The organism is Chryseobacterium sp. WG14, from assembly GCF_024586945.1.
Lineage (GTDB): Bacteria > Bacteroidota > Bacteroidia > Flavobacteriales > Weeksellaceae > Chryseobacterium.
On record NZ_JALCZD010000010.1, the window covers coordinates 122,761 to 144,187 of the forward strand.

11 protein-coding genes are annotated in these 21,427 nt (G+C 37.3%); 5 read left to right on the forward strand and 6 right to left on the reverse strand.

The window, feature by feature from the left end; genetic code table 11:
• Position 1 precedes the first annotated feature (1 nt).
• From MP478_RS16545 to MP478_RS16565, 5 genes are all read left to right on the forward strand, one after another.
• Complete coding sequence (locus MP478_RS16545; RefSeq protein WP_257201058.1) at positions 2 to 3,604, forward strand: DUF4450 domain-containing protein; 3,603 nt, start codon at positions 2 to 4, stop codon at positions 3,602 to 3,604.
• A gap of 106 nt (positions 3,605 to 3,710) precedes the next feature.
• Positions 3,711 to 5,846 (forward strand): hypothetical protein, encoded by a 2,136-nt coding sequence (locus MP478_RS16550; protein WP_257201059.1) that lies wholly within the window; start codon positions 3,711 to 3,713, stop codon positions 5,844 to 5,846.
• 184 nt (positions 5,847 to 6,030) lie between these two features.
• Positions 6,031 to 7,119, forward strand: coding sequence for a twin-arginine translocation signal domain-containing protein (locus MP478_RS16555; RefSeq protein WP_257201060.1), 1,089 nt, complete (start codon positions 6,031 to 6,033; stop codon positions 7,117 to 7,119).
• Between the two features lie 298 nt (positions 7,120 to 7,417).
• Positions 7,418 to 8,464 (forward strand): GntR family transcriptional regulator, encoded by a 1,047-nt coding sequence (locus tag MP478_RS16560; RefSeq protein WP_230038362.1) that lies wholly within the window; start codon positions 7,418 to 7,420, stop codon positions 8,462 to 8,464.
• A gap of 80 nt (positions 8,465 to 8,544) precedes the next feature.
• Complete coding sequence (locus tag MP478_RS16565; protein WP_257201061.1) at positions 8,545 to 8,988, forward strand: nuclear transport factor 2 family protein; 444 nt, start codon at positions 8,545 to 8,547, stop codon at positions 8,986 to 8,988.
• Positions 8,989 to 9,381: 393 nt separating this feature from the next.
• Here MP478_RS16565 and MP478_RS16570 read toward each other — a convergent pair whose 3' ends face one another.
• The 6 genes from MP478_RS16570 to MP478_RS16595 all read right to left on the reverse strand — a co-directional run bounded on the left by MP478_RS16570 (position 9,382) and on the right by MP478_RS16595 (position 21,367).
• On the reverse strand, positions 9,382 to 10,533 hold the full coding sequence (locus MP478_RS16570) for an alpha-hydroxy acid oxidase (RefSeq protein WP_257201062.1): 1,152 nt from the start codon (positions 10,531 to 10,533) through the stop codon (positions 9,382 to 9,384).
• A gap of 3 nt (positions 10,534 to 10,536) precedes the next feature.
• Positions 10,537 to 11,925 (reverse strand): FGGY-family carbohydrate kinase, encoded by a 1,389-nt coding sequence (locus MP478_RS16575; RefSeq protein ID WP_257191307.1) that lies wholly within the window; start codon positions 11,923 to 11,925, stop codon positions 10,537 to 10,539.
• Between the two features lie 436 nt (positions 11,926 to 12,361).
• Positions 12,362 to 13,642 (reverse strand): sugar isomerase, encoded by a 1,281-nt coding sequence (locus tag MP478_RS16580; protein ID WP_257201063.1) that lies wholly within the window; start codon positions 13,640 to 13,642, stop codon positions 12,362 to 12,364.
• 182 nt (positions 13,643 to 13,824) lie between these two features.
• The gene (locus tag MP478_RS16585) at positions 13,825 to 15,927 is read right to left on the reverse strand and encodes a bifunctional aldolase/short-chain dehydrogenase (RefSeq protein ID WP_257201064.1); all 2,103 of its coding nucleotides are present in this window, start codon (positions 15,925 to 15,927) and stop codon (positions 13,825 to 13,827) included.
• A 309-nt stretch (positions 15,928 to 16,236) separates the two neighbouring features.
• Positions 16,237 to 18,315, reverse strand: coding sequence for a RagB/SusD family nutrient uptake outer membrane protein (locus MP478_RS16590; protein ID WP_257191304.1), 2,079 nt, complete (start codon positions 18,313 to 18,315; stop codon positions 16,237 to 16,239).
• A gap of 13 nt (positions 18,316 to 18,328) precedes the next feature.
• On the reverse strand, positions 18,329 to 21,367 hold the full coding sequence (locus MP478_RS16595) for a TonB-dependent receptor (protein ID WP_257201065.1): 3,039 nt from the start codon (positions 21,365 to 21,367) through the stop codon (positions 18,329 to 18,331).
• Between the last annotated feature and the right edge of the window lie 60 nt (positions 21,368 to 21,427).

Genomic DNA, 21,427 nt, shown 5'->3' on the forward strand with positions numbered 1-21,427 from the left:
AATGCGAAAAAAAACCATTTTAGCCGGACTGATTGTTTTATCATTCTATTCTTTTTCCCAGTCTAAACATTGGCAAGGAAACGAAAGAGAACTGCATTATAAAGAAGACAAAGGCGATTTTTTGTTGGTCAACGGAAAATACAGATTCAACCGTGCTTTGTATGGAGACAATCGTGCTTCGCGGGTGGAAGCCGGAGATTTACCTGAATTTGCATTATATCTTCCGGGTATGGGAGGAAATCTTCAGTTCGTTATTCAGAAAGGAAACTCAATTAAAAAATTAATTCAAGCCGATAAAATTGAAACCCGCCATCGTCCCGGATCGATGCTTTATACCATTAAAGATCCGATTCTTGGAAATGGGAGCTTAAAATTAACCGTTTTAGCTCAATCAAAAGAAGAAGGTTTGGTTTTAAAAATGGAAACCGAAAACGTAGATTCTTCAACTAAAATTTATGCCGTTTATGGCGGTGCAAGCGGAACGACATTCAGCAGAAATGGAGACATCGGTGCCGATCCGGAGTCAGGATTTTATCTGCTTCCTGAATATTGTGAAGGCAATCAGTTTCAAATCAATAAAAACCAGTTTGAGCTTACTTATTTAAACAAGAAAAAAGAAAATCAGCTTATCAACGGAAGTTTTTCAAATGCTAATTCATTACAATTGACAGATGCGAAAACGTTGGAAAAACTGTCTGATTTTACACAAAATAAAGCAGAGCAATCTCCAATAATTTACGCAACTTATTCTGCACAGAAAAATCCTGTTTACATTCAAATTAAAAAAGGTAAATCAGATAAAAATTTTTCAGACGACCAACTTGCAACTATTTTTAAAGAAGCCGAACAATCCCGATTAAATTTAATCAATAGAATTCAGCTAAAAACTCCAGATGCAGATTTGAATAATTTCGGAGCAACATTGGCGGTTGCCGCAGACGGAATCTGGGAAAGCCCGACCTTTATGCACGGCGCCATTGCCTGGAGGATGAGATTAAATGCGTGGCGGGGAGCTTATGCAGCTGATGTTCTCAGTTGGCACGACCGCGCAAAAGAACATTTTGAAAGCTATGCAAATTCTCAGGTTTTGAAGCCGGATTCTGCGCCCGTTGAAATGGATACACTCTTGCATTTGGCAAGACATAAAGAGAAAATGGGAACTTCGGTGTTTTCCAGCGGATATATTTCAAGAAACCCAAATGACAATTCAAAACCACATCATTATGATATGAATCTGGTGTTTTTTGACCAGATGTTTTCGCATTTCAATTACACCGGAGATAAAGAATTTCTGAAGAAAATGTGGCCAACAATGGTTCGTCACATGGATTGGGAAAAAAGAAATTTCAAACGGGGCGACCTTTATGATGCTTATGCTGCAATTTGGGCAAGTGACGCATTGCAATATTCGGGTGGAAAGGTGACACATACTTCCGCCTATAACTACAGAGCCAATCGTGAAATGGCGAAACTGGCGAAATTGATTGGTGAAGATTCTACTCCTTACGAAAAAGAAGCTGAATCTATTTTAAATGCTATGAAAAACCAGCTTTGGATCAAAAAGAACGGTTATTTCGCTGAATTTAAAGATGCTTTGGGCAATCAAATTCTTCATGACAAGCCAGGAATCTGGTCAATTTATCATGTTTCGGATGCTTATATTTTAAATGAATTTGAAGATTATCAAAACACACAATATATTAATAATTACATCCCGAAGATTCCGGTAACGGTAAAGGGAGAAGCTGATAAAAACTATTATACACTTTCGACAACAAACTGGCAGCCTTACGATTGGTCACTCAATAATGTTGCTTTAGCAGAAAACTTACAGACGGCTTTAGCCTATTGGCAATCAGGGAGAAACGAAGATGCCTTCCGACTTTGGAAGGGAAATATTGCCGAAAGTATGTACTACGGAATCAGTCCGGGAAATTTCGAACAGTTATCGCATTATGATGCTTTTCGCGGAGAATTGTATAGAGATTTTGCCGATCCGATCGGTGTTGCTGCAAGAACTTTAACGGAAGGACTTTTTGGAGTTTATCCAAAATTATTAGAAAATAAAGTTAACATAAAACCTGGATTTCCAAAAGACTGGAATTTTGCAGAACTGAAAATTCCGGATTGGGAATTTAAACTTAAAAGAAATTCTAAAAAAACGAATTACTGGTTTAAATCAAAATTTACAAATCCTGTTTCACTTGAATTGTTGATTCCGGTAAACCATTCTCAGATAAAATCAGTAACGGTAAACGGTAAAAAAGTGAAATGGGCGATACAGCCTAATTCTATTCTACAGCCTTTTGTAAAACTGGAAACAGAAAAAGGGAAAGAATTTACCATTGAAATCACCTATTCTGGGGAAGAATTAACAGCTGAAAAGGCAGATTATATAAATTATATTTCTGAAAATCTTCAATTGAATTTAGATCCAAAAAAGAAAATCACCCAAATCTACGATCCACAAGAGCTGATTAAAAATTCCCCTCCTCTGGAAGGGTGGATTCGACCGAAGAGAGAAGACGGGGTGGTTAACCACAAGTTTGAATTAAATCAACAGGAAAGAAAGGGAACTTTTTTCGTTCAATTAGAACAAAACGGAACGAAATGGTGGCAACCTATAAATGTTGATATTCAATATCCTTTACAAATTAAATGGGTGAATAAAAAGTTCCAGATTCAATCCAAATCATCAAACCCGATTAATGGAAAATTGATTATTAATGGTTTTGTTGATCCTTTTTCTGTTAAAAAAGATGAAATGAAATTCATTGAGATTCCAACAAGTTCTTTAAGTAAAGGAACCAATTCTATTGAACTTGAATATAATGGAATCAAGCAAAATGTAGAAATCACAGACTGGAAAATTGAAACTCAAGGTGAATTTAATCCTGTTTCGTTACAGTCAAAATATAATGAAAAAGTTACCCAAATTTTTAATCAAAAATATCTTTCACCAAGACTCAGCGTCCCTACTCTACAGCTTCCGTGGCAGGGAATCGGGAATTGGTGTTATCCGTTGATCACTGCTCAGATTGACGACAGTGGATTGATGAATAAGAGAAAAAACGGTAAAGTTGATTTTCTCGGAATTCCTTTTTTAATTGATAATGCAGATAAAAATATTGTCTTTACCAGCCAGTGGGATAATTTCCCGAAATCAGTTGAAATTCCGTTGAAAGGAAAAGGGAAAAAAATCTATTTTCTGATGGCGGGTTCTACCAATCCGATGCAGTCACAGATTACCAACGGAACAATTACCGTTCAATATGCTGACGGTTCACACACAGATTTAGAATTAAAAAATCCGGTAAACTGGTGGCCTATTGAGCAGGATTTACTGGATGATAATTTCGCTTTTGAAATTCCGGATGATAAAATTCCGTACCGGGTAAAATTGAAGACCGGAGAATTATACAAAGGAGGAAGCTTAACCAAATATTCGGGCATCAAAGGATTCACAGACCGTGCTGTAGAAGGTGGTGCTGCAACTATTCTTGATTTGCCGATTGATCCGAATAAAGAATTAAAATCAATACAATTAACAGCAGTAAGCAACGATGTCGTCATCGGATTGATGAGTGCCACTGTCCTTAAATAAATATAAAATATCAATAGAGACGTTATACATAACAAAAATATCAAGGCTTTAGCCGAAACTTATTTCAAGTTCGACAACGCCTGATTCAATAAAATAAATTAAAAAAATGAAGAAATTAGTCATATATCTGAGCCTTTTTTGCATTGGATTTTCTTCTCTCAATGCTCAAAAAATTGACCGTAAAAAAGTCGTTCAGCGACATAATATCGTCAACACAAAAGCTGATACTTTATCTTCTTTAACGGTTGGTAACGGGAAATTTGCGTATACGGTCGACATTACCGGAATGCAGTCGTTTCCTCAATATTACAAGAAAGGTGTTTCTCTCGGAACTCAGTCTGAATGGGGTTGGAACAGCTTTCCAAACACTCAGAATTATACATTTGATGAAACATTAAAAGCTTATGATTTTAATAATGACGGGCGCAAAGCATTGTATAGTGTTCAATTAAAAGAACCGGAGCGAAACAAAGGCGCTGTAGAATATTTCCGCGTGAATCAACACCGTTTGCAATTAGGAAATATTGGTCTTGAATTGATTAAAAAAGACGGTCAGAAAGCGAAGATTTCAGATTTAACAAACATTAATCAAAAAATTGATCTTTGGACAGGAATTATCACGAGTGAATTTTCTCTGGACGGAATTCCAGTAAAAGTCTGGACTGCTTCTTTTCAAAATTCCGATAAAATTGGAGTTAAAATTGAGTCGGATTTAATTTCTCAAAACAGATTGAAAGTTTTTGCACGTTACCCTTCTCCGACAGGACAATTTTTGGATGACGCTGCTTTTTACGGAAATGAAAATGATCATTCAACAAAAATTATTTCATCAAATCAAACTCAGGGATTGATTGAACACCAATTGCAGAGTTCTGATTATTATACTCAATTTTATTTCACAGATGGAAAACTACGGGAAACGGGGAAACATTATTTCGTATACGAACCTTCTTCTAAAAATAAAACAATAGAATTAAGTGTTGAATTTTCATATAAGAATCCAAAAAGCAGTAAAACACTATTTGCTGATGCAGAAAAAGAAAGCACTTCAGGATGGGAATCTTTCTGGAAGAGCGGTGCTGCCGTTGATTTTGAAGGAAGTACAGATCCAAGAGCGACTGAACTGGAACGCAGAGTTGTGTTGTCAGAATATTTAACAAAAGTTCAATGCGGAGGAAGCAATCCGCCACAGGAAACGGGGTTGACATTCAACAGCTGGTACGGAAAACCGCATACAGAAATGCATTGGTGGCACGGTGTTCATTACGCTTTATGGGGAAGACCTGAAATTTTGGAAAAACAACTAGATTATTATTTCAGATCGTTTGACAAAGCAAAAAAACTAGCCGAAAGACAAGGTTACAAAGGCGTTAGATGGATTAAAATGTCTGATAATGATGGAAATGAAAGTCCTTCTTCTGTTGCTGCATTTTTGATCTGGGAACAACCGCATCTTATTTATATGACCGAACTTTTGTACCGTGACAAGCAGGATAAGAAAGTTTTGGAAAAATATAAGGACCTGATTTTTGCAACAGCAGATTTTATGGCAGATTTTGCTACTTATGACAAAGAGAAAAACCGTTATAATCTAGGTAAAGGAGTCATTCCTGCACAGGAAGTTTTCCCTGCAAAAGATACTTACAATCCGACTTATGAAGTGGCCTATTGGGATTGGGCACTGAAAACAGCGCAACAATGGAAGGAAAGATTGGGACAGCCGAGAGATAAGAAATGGGATGACGTGATTTCAAAATTAGCTCCACTCCCGGTTCAGGATGGTGTTTATCTGTCTACCGAATCGGCAAAAGACTCTTTTACATTTCCAAAATGGATGACCGATCACCCTGCGGTTCTCGGTGCGTTGGGAATGGTTCCTGAATCTCCGAAACTGGATAAAAAAATTATGAAAAACACGTTGGACATCGTTTGGGAAAGATGGAATTGGGAGCATACCTGGGGTTGGGATTTTCCGATGACAGCGATGAATGCTGCAAGACTTGGACTTCCAAATAAAGCTCTGGATGCGCTTTTTATGAACATTCAGACAAATACGTATCTGAAAAACGGACATAATTTTCAGGATGGTCGCTTGAGAATTTACCTTCCGGGAAATGGCGGCGTTTTAACAACCGTTGCCATGATGCTTAAAGGTTGGGACAATTCTAAAGGTGAATTTCCAGGTTTTCCAAAAGACGGTTCATGGAAAATAAAAGCGGAAGGTTTCAAGAAAATGCCTTAAAAAATTTCACATTCATATAGTTGAAGTCTGCTGAAAGGCAGACTTTTTTATGCCCTGACTTTAAATTTTCAAAATCAAACCAAATAAAGATAGAATAGATATAAGTTCAGATTAAAGAATTCACCGAAAGTACAGGACAGTCTGCTTATATGTTTATGCTAAATTAGCAGTAAATCGATATAAGATGGACAAGCCAAGACACTTTACACGCAGAGATTTTTTACAGACTTCAGCCCTTGGGATCACAGCTGCGGTTCTGGGGTTGTCATTTACAGGTTCATCTTCCGACAAACCTTATTTCAACCTAAAACCAATCGGGCGAACCTTTTCATTAGAGAACTATTACATTTGGTGTAATTCTCCGATTTGGGGCGAAGACGGTAAGGTTCATCTTTTTTATTCCAGATGGGAAAAAGAAAAAGGAATGGGTGGCTGGCTTAACGGTTCTGAGATTTGCCGTGCAGAAGCCGAGTCCCCTTATGGAGAATTCAAGCATAAACAAGTTATTCTCGCTCCCAGAGGTGGCGAATTTTGGGATGCCACCACTTGTCATAATCCTTTAATTACCAAAGTAGAAGACGAATATTATCTTTTCTACATGGGCAACCAAAATGGAAAAACAAATACCAAAAGAATAGGCCTTGCCACTTCAAAAACCCTTGACGGAGATTGGATAAGGCCTGAAAAACCGCTGCTTCTTCCCGGAGAAAAAGGCTCGTGGGATGACCATTGTACTACAAACCCAGCTTTTATAAAAGGAAATGACGGCAAATTCTGGCTTTTTTATAAATCATGGAACACTGAAGAATATGAAAATCAGAAAGGTCCGGTAAGGGGAAACCGAAAATATGGACTGGCAAAGGCTGATCACCCTTCAGGTCCGTATGAGAAAATAAAGGAAAATCCTATCATTGATTTTTCATTGCTGCCCGGCAATGCCCAGCTGGAAGATGCCTTTATCTGGAAACAAAACGGGAAATTCCATATAGTGGCCCGTGATATGGGATTTTTTAATCATGAATACGGTTTACATCTAACTTCCAGGAACGGTCTTCAATGGTCCCAACCGGAAATCGCTTATCTTAATATGAAAACTTATATTAAGGAGCCTGCACCACCTAATCATTTAAAACGATTCGGGAGATTAGAACGCCCCATGATTTTAATGGACAAAGACGGTAAGACCCCTAAATTTCTATTCGGAGCCACGCAGGGAGGAAAGTTCGAAACGTCTACCTCTTTTGTCTTTGAAATTATAAACACTAAAATTTAATTCCAAAATCCATTTTTGTGTTTTTTTGCTTTACAGGAAATAAACTTCAGATTAAGTATAATCAAACGGCTTTATTATAGTAAGCTATACTTAAGTTTTTACACCTTTATATACTAAAATTGTATTTTTCCGTTATATTATATACCGGGATAGTCACAATTATAATAAATATGTAAACATTTACAATCATTAAAAGCATATCAAAAAAGTTATTATAAAATTTTTGTAACTTGCCTTACACCGTTCGTAACTTTTGAATTATTTTTAAACTGAAACAAATATCTCCTATCTTAATATCATGTCAGAAACATTTGAAATAATAATCAATGAGCATTCCCGAGTTCCTAAATACAAACAGATTGTAGATTCTATCCTTAATGGAATTGACAGTGGGGAGATCAAAATTGGGGAAAAGATTCCTTCTATAAATGAACTCAGCGAATCCTGCTTTCTTTCAAGAGATACTGTAGAAAAAGCTTATAAAGAGCTCCGGAAAAGGCAAATTATAGAATCTGTAAAGGGAAAAGGTTATTATATCTCCCGTATTAATAAAAATGATGTCATCAATATTTTCTTTCTAATCAATAAGCCGAGCACTTATAAAATGATGATCTATAATTATTTCGTCAATGCAATCGGTACCAAAGGCAATGTTGAGATGTATATTTATCATTGTGACGAAACACTTTTCATTAATTCCTTAAAAAAGAACCTGGGCGGATTCGATTATTATGTGATCATGCCCCATTTTAGGGATGAACAGTCTAAGCACACCAGCTCCACACAGCAGGTGTTGGATATGATTGAACAAATACCGAAAAATAAATTACTATTGCTGGATAATACCAAGCCTAATATTTCCGGGGAATACGGCTCTATTTTTCAGGATTTCGAACATGATATCTACAACGCTTTAAAAGAAGGTTTAGATAAAATAAAGAAATATGAAAAAATAATTTTAGTGTATCCCGATAAATCCATTCACCCCTATCCTTTCCGTATTGTGCGTGGTTTTGAGAAGTTTTGTAAGGATTTTAAGCTTGATTATGAAATTCTTGACGAAATTTATCCCGACATGGAACTGCAGGATAAGGATATTTTCATCACCATTCGGGAACGTGATCTGGTGAATTTAGTTAAACAAATCAGACAGAAAAATCTGAAATTGGGTGAAGACATCGGCATTATTTCCTACAACGAAACTCCGCTTAAAGAATTGCTTGGAATTACTGTGATTACTACAGATTTTAAAGCCATGGGAGAATCCGCAGCCTATATGATTTTAAAAAATAAAAAGGAATCTGTAAATAATGTTTTTAAATTTATTCAAAGGGATTCTTTGTAGATTTTTTTTAAAATTAAAAGCGCAATCGATTGCATTTTAATACCTACTATATAAGCTTACTACTTAAATATTGCTTAATTATGATTAAAAAATTAATTTTTGCCACGACTTTTTTAATGGCACTTTCTGTATTCGGACAGAAAAAGAATGATAAAGACGCGGTTTCTGATGCTGCTGAAAAATTAAGATCAGCAATGATAAGCGGTGAAAAATCGGCCTTAGAATCTTTGATTTTACCGGAATTAACGTATGGGCATTCAGGAGGTCACATAGACGACTCAGCAGAATTTGTCGATAAATTAGTCAGTAAAAAATCAGATTTTGTAACCATTGATATTACCGATCAAACGATCAATATTGTCGGCAATACAGCAATTGTTCGCCACCATTTTTATGCAACGACTGCTGATTCTGGAAAAGCTCTAGGTGATGTAACATTAGATGTATTGTTGGTTTGGGCAAAAATGAAAAACGACTGGAAATTGTTGGCAAGACAGGCTGTGAAATCTGAGAAGAAGAAATAAACTTCTAAATTGTAATAAACAAAATTCGCAAGGTTGTCTTTGCGAATTTTTATTTTGCCCTGCTTAGTTTTTTGACGCAAAGTTTTATTTAAGATCCTGAATATTTTAAGTTAGCAAAAAATGGAATCAATAAATTGATTCTTACGAAGCTAGCTTCATCAGCGACTTTGTCGCCTTACTTTGCTTCTTAAAATTATGTGTTCTTAAAACTAATCTTTGCGTTTAAAATATTTTGAAACCAGCAACAGAATGATAAGTTTTGGCTAAAGCCAATCAGAATTTTTTACAATGAAAAACGGGCTAAAGCACATTTCTATTGATAAATTTATTCTATAAACTTTAAACTTCCGACTTCCATCTTCCATCTTCCATCTTCCATCTTCATATCAAAAATTACTTCACTCTGAAGTTTTGTAAATCCTCCGGTTTTTCGCAACAAACCTGTTCCATCACCTGTCTGAACTGCATTTTAAGCATTTCAATAATATGATCCCCTCCTTTATCGCCTAAGGCACCAACTGCATACATAAATGTTCTTCCCATAAAGGTAAATTCTGCGCCGCAGCTCAAAGCGCGGGCAACATCCGGACCGGTTCTTACGCCGCTGTCCATCATTATTTTGATTTGACCTTTGTATTTTTCACTGATGTCTTTCACAACAGCAATCGTAGATTCTCCTGCATCCAATTGTCTTCCGCCATGGTTTGAAATAATCATTCCGTCGAACCCTAAACGAACAGCTTCTGCAGCATCTTCATCTGATGCAACGCCTTTAATGACCAATTTCCCTTTCCATTTATCACGGATAGCTTTTATTCTGTCTGAATTTAATCTACCGGAAAAAGTGGAATTCATGAACTGTCCCAATTGCTTCACACCCATATTTTTATCCATGTATTTTTCCATGGTCTTAAAACCGGGAACGCCATGTTTCAGTATTTCCAGACACCATTCCGGTTTTGCCAACGCCTGGGAAACGTTTCTGAAATTCAATTGAGGCGGCATTGCCAAACCATTTCTGATTTCCTTTGCTCTGTATCCGAAAGTTGGAACATCAGATAACACGCACAACACGTCATATCCTGAAGCTTCGCAACGGTCGAGAATATCGTCACGCAGCCATTCTTCTCTCGGATGGTATAATTGATACCAGGCTTTTCCTTCCGTTAATTCAGAAATCCGCTCAAGACTGCTTGTCGTAACCGTACTTAAAATGAAAGGAATATTATGTTTGAAAGCTGCTTTTGCTAAAATTTCGGGTGCATTGGGCCACATCAAACCTTGCAAACCAACCGGAGAAATTCCAAAAGGTGCGGAATATTTAACTCCAAACAATTCGGTTTCCATATTGGCTTCCGCATAATTATTATTTAGATATCGCGGACGAAGCAAAACTTCCCGCAATTCGCTTGTATTCCTGTCTCTGTTAATGTTTTCATTACAGCCGCCATCGAGATATTCGAACGCGAAGCGGGGCATTCTTTTTTTTGCTTTTTTAATCAACAATTCAAGCGAAGCATAACGGGTATCAAATGGAAATGACATGATTTATAAATTAAGAATTAACGGTTGAAGCACTTTCATCTGATAATGCTGCTGTAAAAAAGTTTCGTCTATTTTCTTGTTGGAAATCACCATGGAAGCTCCCAACGCAGAACCTAACGGAGAATGTGTAGACATCACATTATAATGCTGAAAATGGTGAGACATCAGTTTCATAAATACATCATTATCGGTGAATCCCCCATCAATGTAAATATTTGTAATTTCTGAATTTCCAATGGCATTTGTGATCGTATGAATCTGTAAATCCATCAGTTCGATCATCAATTGATGATAGGCTTCTTCAAAAGTTGCAAATGAATTTAAATCTGTTGCGGTAATCATTTTCCGTTTTAAAATAATTCCTTCAAAGCGAAAATAGATATTTTTATTTTTCATTAAACGCAGATACAAATCCTGATCAAACTGCACTTCTCTGTGGAAACCATATTCTTTTCCGTAATACGCACATAATTTTTCAACCTGAATTTTATATTCATTTCCCATGAAAAAACGGGAGGCTTTTACGCGTTTTCCATCGATGCGCATATAATTCAGGCAATTGTTTTCTATATCTTCATCGGTAAGACTTTCATCATTAAATGGATTTAAAGAAATACTCCATGTTCCTGTTGAAACTAATAAAAAAGGTTCTTTTTTGCTTAAAATATAAGGTAATAACGCTGAAGAACTGTCGTGAATTCCAACACCGATTTTAATTTTTTTGTTTCGGTAAGAAGTATTGATGCTCGCAGAAGTCGGTACAATTGGCGGCAATAAAGCATCTATTTCTTCCTCATACACCCAGTCGTGGTAATCAGCTTTGTCGTAATCCCACAAATTCGTGTGGCAGCCTATTGAAGTAAATTCCGACACACAAATCCCGGTAAACAAATACGATAAATACTGGGGTAAATGTAGACTGTAACGGATTTTTCTGAATATTTCCGGATGCTTGTATTTCAACCAGAATAATTGCAGGCCAGAATTCAGCATTCCTGCTTGAGGTGATGCTGTTTCGCGGGCAATTTTCAGTTTGCTTCCATGCTTTTCATAAAATAGATCAAGAATTTCATCATCCATCGGCTTGGTGTAATTGTACAAAGGTGTCAGAACATTTCCTTTCTGATCCAGATGCACAAAACTCGCTCCATACGTGGAAAAATTGATGGCTTTTACTTCGTATTTTTCATTGTCAAGAATGGCATTAAAATTATCTTTTATCCAGTTTTGAAGGGCTGCAAGATCTTCCGTAGGATAACCATCTTCATCAGTTGTGAGCGGTAATTCTGTATATTCACGAACAACTTCTTTATAGTTTTTATCAAATAAAAAGAACTTTTTATTGGTTTTTCCAATATCAAATACTATGGTTACCTTCTTTTTTTTAGACATTCTTGTGATGAATTTATTTTTTGTCATTGCGAACAGACTGAAGGTCTGCGAACACAGTTCATAAGCGACGAAGCAATCTCTTCATCTAAACACAAATTAGCGAAATTTTTCACTAACACTTATCTGTTTTTTATAACGCAAAGTTCGCAAAGATTTTTTGACTACTATACGTTTTTAAGATCGCAAGGCGTTTCACTTAGCAAAGTAATACAATTAATTGTAATTAGATTTTCATTTAAATATTATTTTCAACCATTAAGGAGTGTTCAGATTGTAAGATGCAACAAGAAAAAATCCACTCATTTCTTAAAGCAGCAATGCCTAAAATCCTACTCATCTAAACACTTTCAACCTTAATGATAAAAATATAAGGATACATATAATAAAAACTTTCGATTGCACTCAAAAGCTGAATTATCAATTTTAAAACAGGATTTTATAATCCGGTTGCTTTGGTTTCTAATCCTCTTTCGGTAATTAAATTTTCTCTTACCTTTAAGCTTCTGTAAGCTGCGATTGGATCTAAAGCCGCTCCTGTCTGCAATCTTGCTGCTCTTAGTAACGGACGAACATCTGTTCTGTACGCATTCTGCAAAATATCCTGCGCTGCAACGACATCGTTGTTTAATTGCGCCATTTTTAATGCTTTTTGATCAACCAAAAGTGCCTGAGCATAAGCAATTAAAATAGCTTCCAGAGACTGTAATAGGTCTTCCAACGGATCTTTGATGTTGTGGCTTGCATCGATCATCCAGGCTGGATAAGGATTGTTTGGATTGTTTTCCATCCCGTACACCAACTCATTAAAAATCAAGAATAAAGCATAAGGTTTAATAGAACCCACCGTTAAATCATCATCTCCATATTTGCTGTCGTTGAAGTGGAATCCACCCAATTTTCCTTTGTACATTAAGGTGGCAACAATTTGCTCAATATTGGTATTTGGTAAATGATGACCCAAATCTACCAACGTGTAAGCTCTTTCTCCACAAGCATTGGCCAGCATAAACGATGTTCCCCAATCCTGGATGGTTGTTGAATAGAAATTGGGTTCATAAGGTTTATATTCAATGAAAAGCTTCCAGTCTTCAGGCATTCCTGCGTAGATTTCTTGTAAGCTTTTTTCAGTATTTGACAAAGCCGTTTGGAAATTCAACTGCCCCGGAAAACTTGCTCCGTCTGCCAACCAAACGGTTAAGCTCTTTGAGCCTAATTCTTTTCCTATTCTGATTACTTCTTTGTTGTGTTCTACAGCGTAAGCTCTTGAATCTTCATTAACAGCGTTCAAAGAACCGAATTTGTAGGAATGTTTTGCTCCGGCCTGATCCTGGAATGTGTTAGAATTCATGGCGTCAAAAACTAGTCCATGAGACGCAGCTTTTTCTTTAATCGCTTTCACATCACCCGGAATATCCCAAGGTATGTGCAAAGAAACAGCTCCCGCAGAATGTGTTAAAGCGTGAATTAATCCAACGTCATCTAATTTTTGTTCTAAAGAAGAAGGTTCGCCACCGTAAGAAAATCTTCCAAAACGGGTTCCTCCCGCTCCTAAAGCCCAACTCGGAATAGCTACCTGGAAATCAGCAATTTTGTTGACAATCTCCGCAACATTGGCGCCTGATTTTGTTAGTTTATTTTGTAGAAAATCGAAATCTGTTGTAAAGTTTTCAATTTCGCTTTTATTGTATTGTTCAATGATATCTTTTCCTATAATCATGGTTTGATTTTTAAATTTATTTTACCACAAAAGTCACAAAAGCTTTTATTTAATATTACGTACAAAAGTTCAAAAAAGGAAAAGAAAAATGAAATATTGCCTAAGCTTTTTTGATCTTTTCTAGAATTCCTTTCAATTACCTGTGAACTTTTGTGACTTTTGTGGTTAAATTTTTTAATATATTATCTTGGGAAGGCATTTGCCATTCCTCCATCTACATTGATGATGTTTCCTGTTGTTTTATCTAAGATTGCAACACAAGCGAAAACGCCGTTGGCGATGTCTTCAGGAAGAATAATTTCATTTAATAAATTTCTTTTTGCGTAAAATGCTGGGAGTTCTTCAACAGAAATTCCGTTTGCTTTTGCGCGGCCTTCTGCCCAGGCTCCTTCCCAGATTTTGCTTCCCACAATCACTCCGTCAGGATTTACTACATTAACACGGATTTTATCTGCGGCCAATTCAGCGGCCAATAATCTTGTCATGTGCTGTTGAGCTGCTTTTGCAGTTCCATAAGCAACATTGTTTGGTCCGGCAACCAAGCCGTTTTTACTGGCTATATTTACGATATCTCCGCCTAAATTTTGCTTTTTCATGATCTCCACTCCATTTTTCGCGATCAAAAACTGACCTTTTACCAAAACATCCTCTAATAAATCCCAGTCTTTTGTTGTGGTGTCTTCCAATGATTTAGAAATCGCTAAACCTGCAGAATGAACCAGAATATCTACTCCACCAAATGCTAAAACAGTTTCTTTAAAAGCATTTGCAATGGCATCTTCACTGGTCACGTCACAAGTAACGGCTACCGCCTGATCTTTGCTGTATTTTTCCGTGACAGTATCTAAAGCTTCCTGATTTAAATCTGTAAAAACGACAACTGCCCCTTCCTGAACCATTTTGTCAGCAATGGCTTGTCCGATTCCGCCTCCTGCTCCGGTTACGATCGCTATTTTTCTTGAAAGCGGTTTTTCTTTCGGCATTCTCTGCAGCTTTGCTTCTTCAAGCAGCCAATATTCGATGTCAAAAGCTTCCTGTCTTGGCAAAGATGTATATTCCGAAATGGCTTCTGCTCCACGCATTACGTTGATTGCATTGACATAAAATTCACTGGCAACACGCGTTGTCTGCTTATCTTTTGAAAAACTGAACATTCCTACCCCCGGATAAATGATGATTACCGGATTCGGATCACGCATTGCTGGGCTGTTTGAATGTTTACAAGTTTCGTAATATTCTTTGTATTCCTGTCTGTACTGTTCGAAAAGAGGGTTTAATTTATCTAAAATAGCTTTAGAATCGCTTACATCTTCATTTTTATCTAAAGTCAACACTAACGGTTGAATTTTTGTTCTTAAAAAGTGATCAGGACAAGAAGTTCCTAGTGGCGCTAAACGCTCAAGATCATTGCTGTTGATATATTCCATCACCACATCGCTATCGGTAAAATGACCAACCATTCTGCTTTCAGAAGATGCTAACCCTCTCAACAAAGGCATCAATTGTGCTGCTTTGTTTTTACGTTCTTCAGCAGGAAGAGATTCCACTTTTTGTCCGCCAAAAACCTGTCCGTTTTCTTCGATTTTTTTTGCGATATATTCAGAGGCTGTTTCGATAACTTCCAAACTGTTGATGTAACATTCGTAAGAAGTATCTCCCCAGGTGAATAGTCCGTGGCTTCCTAAAACAATTCCTCTGATTCCAGGATTATCGTTTAAACATTTTTCCAATTGTAATCCTAAATCAAAGCCCGGACGCTGCCAGGGAACCCAACCCATGGTGTCGCCCCAGATTTCTTTGGTAATTTTTTCACTGTCTTTTGCCGCAGCTACCGCAATTAAGGCATCGGGATGAAGATGATCGATATGTTTGAATGGAAGTAAACCATGTAAAGGCGTATCAATAGAAGGCGCTTTGCTTTCCAGATCAAAAATACAGTGATTGAATAAGCCTACCATTCTGTCTTCATCTGCTAAGCCTTGGTACACATTTTTCAGGTTTCTTAATCTTTGTGTGTATAATCCGGCAATTCCTTTTCTTGTCAGAGTTCCGATGTCACCACCTGAACCTTTTACCCACATCACCTCAACTTCTTCGTTGGTTAGCGGATCTTTTTCGATGGTTTTGCAACTTGTATTACCTCCTCCATAATTCGTGATTCTTAAATCTGCCCCTAATATATTTGAGCGGTATAAAAATAAAGCCACCTGGTCATTTCCTAAAGATGCTGCTTTGTTTTCGTCCCATAAATAGTCTACGTATTTGAATGTTTTAACTTTTTCCATTTGTTTACTTATATTTCTGAATTTCTATCCAAAATTAGACTGTAATATCTTTTACAGCATCCCGTACTATACTGGTAAATACTGTATTTAAAGATAAATTAACGTTTAAGTATAATTATCTTATATCAATCTGATTCAGATTATTTTGATTAATAATTTTGTGCTAATAGTTGTTTTTATTTTAAACATTAAGAAATTTAAAAGGTTCAGATCTATTAAGGAACATCCAAGATGTTTTTAAAGCATACTATTTTAGCTTAACCTTTAAATCATATCTATTAAATTTCTTAATGGTAAATTTTATTTGAATTAATATCCGGGTAATTGACTCAGATTTGGGTTATCTACTAACGGATGACCTGCAGACTGCGCAGCAAAAGGCAACAATTCTGTTTTATTTGGTACGAATCCATAGAAAAGACCGTCTCCTCCCCCTTCTATCCAATTCGGATATGTTCCTCCGTTTTCTGCTGAACCTGTTGGCTTGGTATAGATGATACTGCCGATCTGAAGCTGGCCTGCAGCACCTCCTAAAAATCCGGCTGTCTTTTTCGCATTGCTGTTAAATGTACTGTTGTAAGCCTGGAACATATTCGTAGGATACCATTTATCATCTATTGCTGTGGCTTGCCCGTGTGCTGCTACAATAGCTCTTAATGCAATCTGATAATTGTCGAAATCTGCAGAACCCGTTGGAACATTAGTAATGACTGCAATTTCTGCGGGGCTCGTTATATCAATATATTTTAATGCCAAAAACGGATCACCATAGATCTGTGCATTTTTTTCGAGTTTATAGAGTCGGTAAACAGGTGTATTTGCATAGGCTCCCGTTTTGTTTGACAAGTTTTTCATCGCCTGTTTTGTTGCCTCAATTTCGCTTGCCAAACGATTCATTCTGATCAAATCTGTACGAAGGTTAAACTCTCCCGCAAATTCCCATTTACGCTCCTGAACAATAGCGGCTTCAAATGCCTGCTGGCCGGAAGGAACCGGTACACTTCCGATTCCGGCACGGTTTCTTACCTGCATAAAAGCAGAAGTTCCCGCAGCAGTAGGGCCTCCGTTTAAGTAATTTTGAGTTTCTGCATACATTAATAAAACATCTGCATATCTTAAAACAGGAATATTTAAATTTCGTGCATCTGCCGCCTGAGGCGCAATACACCATCCCATCCTGAATTTACCTGACAGGATGCAGGAATAGGTAGTTCCGGCATTCACCCAGGTATCACCTGCATTACCATTATTTAAGAAATAGACACTGTAAGAAGTACAAGAAACGTCTCTACGGCTATCTCCCTGATTAAAAGATAAATAATAACTTGGAAGAATGAATTGTAATGTCTTTCTCGATCCATATGCTCCTCCACGGGAACCTTCATTGGCATATACTCCAAAAGATGAATTTGTATTTGCTCCGTATTCAGCAACCTGCCAAAGGATTTCTGAGTTTGTCACTGAAAATTTTCTCTGGCAGAAATTGAACCATAACGCTTCGAAACCACTTTTGCCGCCCTGAGCCTGTACCAAAGAGTTTGTTCCTCCGTTAATAATAGCAGCACACGCATTATCCGCAATCTGGTATAACTGCTGAATCCTGCTGTTATCACTGCGGCGCGACATCATCGCCCCACTTCCGGTATTCAGGTCCCAACGAAGGGAATACCCTGCGGCATAGAGAGCGATTCTCGCCAATAAGGCATTAGCTCCCTGTTTTGTTAAACGCTCTGTTGTTGCATAGCCACTTTGACCAAAATTTGGAATGTTACCTACAGATTCCTGAAGATCAGTAATGATGCGATCGTAAATTTCGTCTCTTGAAGTACGTTTTGGATATAATGTATTCGGATCATTAGGATCCATCTCATCCAAAGGTTTAAAAACGGAAGGAACATCTCCGTACACCCGAATTAAATTATAATAACAAAATGCACGAATAGCCTTAACCTCAGCCAGTAAAGCATCACGTTTTGTGCTGGCTTCCATTTTGCTTAACCCGCTCACGGCAATATTTGTTCTTTCAATAACGGCATACATCGCAGCGTAAATTCCTGTTACCGTATTCGGAGTATAGGCATCATACTTGTAATTGGCAATATTATACTTGGAATTATTGGTAGAGCCATCTTCTGAAGAGTGGGTTACGGTGTCTCCCGCTCCCAGCTGATAATACATTTCAGTTGGAACTATACCTCTGTAACAACCCAGAACAAACATCTCTGCAGTATCTATATTCTTAAATACAGATTCTGTATCCAATGAATTGTAGGCAGGCTGATCCAGAAAATCGTCACTGCATGAATTCATCGCTAAAACGGCGACGAAAATTGAGGGAAGAATGACCAGTTTTCTTAGCAATACGGGAGTTTTATGTATATTTTTCATGATTTAAATAGTATTAGAAAGTTAAGTTAAGACCAAGAACATAGCTTCGTGAACGAGGATATGTAGAGCTGTCATATCCAGGTGTCACAGTTACCCCGCTTGCCGCCGAAACTTCAGGATCATACCCTGAGTACCCTGTAATTGTCGCCAGATTATTAACGGTAAAATAGATACGGGCATTGGTTAGCATCACTTTATTTAAAAATTCTCTAGGAAAAGAGTATCCTAATGTTACCTGGGCAATTCTCAGATAAGAACCGTCTTCTACATAATACGATGATGGGTAGGCAATATTTGCAGTATTTGTATTGCTTAAGCTCCACAGTCTTGAACCTTCATCAGGATTCAGCTCTTTAAGCCTAACCAAATTTGTTGTTGCCTGTCCCGTATTAGGATCAATCAAATGATAATAATTGTTTCCGAATTCTGAAGGAGCATTCTGGAACATGGCGTATGGACTTAAACTTTGCTTGGTTGCGTTATAAATATCATTACCAACGCTAAATTTCATAAACACAGCCAGGTCAAAGCCTTTGTAGGAGAAGTTATTGCTGATTCCCCCGATAAAATCCGGAGTACCGTTTCCTATCTTCTGCATTTTTCTTGTAAACTGATCACCCGCTTCATTATCAGCAGCAAATTTCATATCTCCCGGTTTAGGAGTTCCGTTGGCAGGCTTTACAACACCTGGGTTTAAGGTTAATGATCCATCTGGATTTTGGGTAAAATCATCAGTCGTGTAAACTCCCTGATAAACATATCCGTACATATCACCCAATTCTTCTCCCACAGTTGCATAATAGGTTACCATTCCCGTTCTGCTTCCTCCGACACTGAACGTTTTATTCAGTTGTCCGTTTTCAAGAGAAAGAACTTTAGATTTATTGAAAGAAATATTAAGGTCTGTTGTCCATCTGAAATTTTCTGATTTTAAATTGATGGTATTTAATGTGAATTCCATTCCTCTGTTTCTCATAGAACCAATATTCTGATATTGTCTTGAATAGCCTGAGGAAACGGGAAGTACACTTTCAAAAAGCATTTTGCTGACGTTATTATTATACCATTCGGAAGTTAATTTAATTCTGTTACTAAAAAGAGCCAAATCTATCCCAATATTGGTTGTTCTCAGTTCTTCCCACTGAAGATATGGATTTCCCCAGTTTGTGCTTGTAACATAGGCAGGATATCCCTGGATATTGTTCATCGGGTAATCTGTAAGCAGAACATTGGTTCTCCATAAATGATTAGCAACCCCGTTATTACCAGTGGCCCCGTATTCCACTCTTAATTTAAAATCATTAACAAAATTATTGATCTTATGATCTTTCCAGAAGTTTTCCTGAGAAACGCGCCAAGCACCTGCTATTGATGGAAAATATCCCCAACGAATATCCTTCGCAAATTTTGAAGAACCGTCCGCACGTATTGTTCCTGTAATTAAATAACGATTATCATAATTGTAATTCGCACGGGCAAAATAGGAAAGTAAGCTCATACTTGATCGGTCTGTATTTTTATCAGCTACCGTTGCGTTGGCAATATCATCTAATCCGAAATTAGGATATGGGAATTTTGTAAGTTTCATGCTGCTTCCTTCGGATTCTTCATACCAGATTTCGTTCCCGATTAAAGCATTTACTTTATGTTTTTCACCAAAAGTTTTATTATAATTTAAAGTATTGGTAATCTGATAACGGAATGTTTCCGCATTGGCGATATTTCCGTTAATCCCTGTGTTGACAGGATCTGTAAGAAAGGCACGGGAATTCTGATCTGAAAAAGATGTTGATTTACTGTTTGTCCAGCTATATTGTCCGGCAGTTCTCCATGTAAAGTTTTTCAGGAAATCAAATTCGACCCCTGCATTGGCTACGAATGTTCTTGTACGCTTGTTGGAAGTAGATGCCTGATTTTCTATGAATGGATTTTCTGTATCGAAACCGGAATCTAACGCTGAAAAATCCGGAAAAGTCTGATTGTTGAACAGCTGATCCTGAGTAAACAATGTACCTCCGGTGATAGGCTGAAGAAGAATTTTTTTCATCCCGGAATAGGCTCCTCCCCCGTTTACAGAATTGTTCGTAAACATGGTATTGAAATCTACTCTTACTCCTTTATACAATTCCGAAGTGATATTGGCACGTAATGAATTTCTTGTTTCGTTAAAATTTTGAAGCAGACCCTCCTGCTTATTGTAATTATAACTAATGAATGCCTGTGTTTTATCATTTCCTGCAGAAATATTTATGTTGTGGTTCTGAGTTACTCCCGTTCCGCCCAACATTTTCTCCTGCCAGTCTAATGCAGAAGCAGACCCGTAGCGATTGGCAATTCTCTGATAGGCTCCGGAATAAAACCCTGGTGAATCTGTCCCCAAATTATTATCAAAAACATTACTCCACGCTGATGGCTTAGACTGAAGCATTCCCAATTCGTACTGATACTTTACATATTGTTCCGGATTTGAGAGCATATCCAGTTTCTTTGAAAGCATATCAAATGACATGAACGTATTATAGTTGATAACCGTTCTTCCTTTTTTACCACCTTTAGTTTTAATAACAATAATACCGTTGGAACCACGGGCTCCGTAAATGGCAATCGCAGAAGCTCCTTTTAGTACGTCGATACTTTCAATATCATTAGGATTAATCACATTCAAAGCGTTATCCATTTGGAAACCGTCTACAATATAAAGTGGATCAGAACTTTGGGTAATGGAAGAACCTCCCCTGATCGTAACATTGGCGCTGGCTCCCGGGGCACCGCCTGCAGTCACAATATTCAGACCTGCAGCTCTTCCCTGCAGTGCCTGTAAAGCGTTCATTGCCGGTGTAGCTGCTAAATCTTTTGCAGAAACTGAAGAAACAGATCCTGTTAAGTCTGACTTCTTAACTTTACCATAACCGATAACAACTACTTCCTCAATATCTTTTGTGTTTTTCACAGTATCGTTTACCGCCTTTTGCCCCCAGACAAAACTTGTTGAAAGCATAAATGCCGGAAAGACTATTCGCTTTATATTTTTGTGTTTAACTATCAAAGACATATGTTAATTTTTATGTTACCAAAATACACCGTTACAAAAATCCGGGCATCCTGCAATATC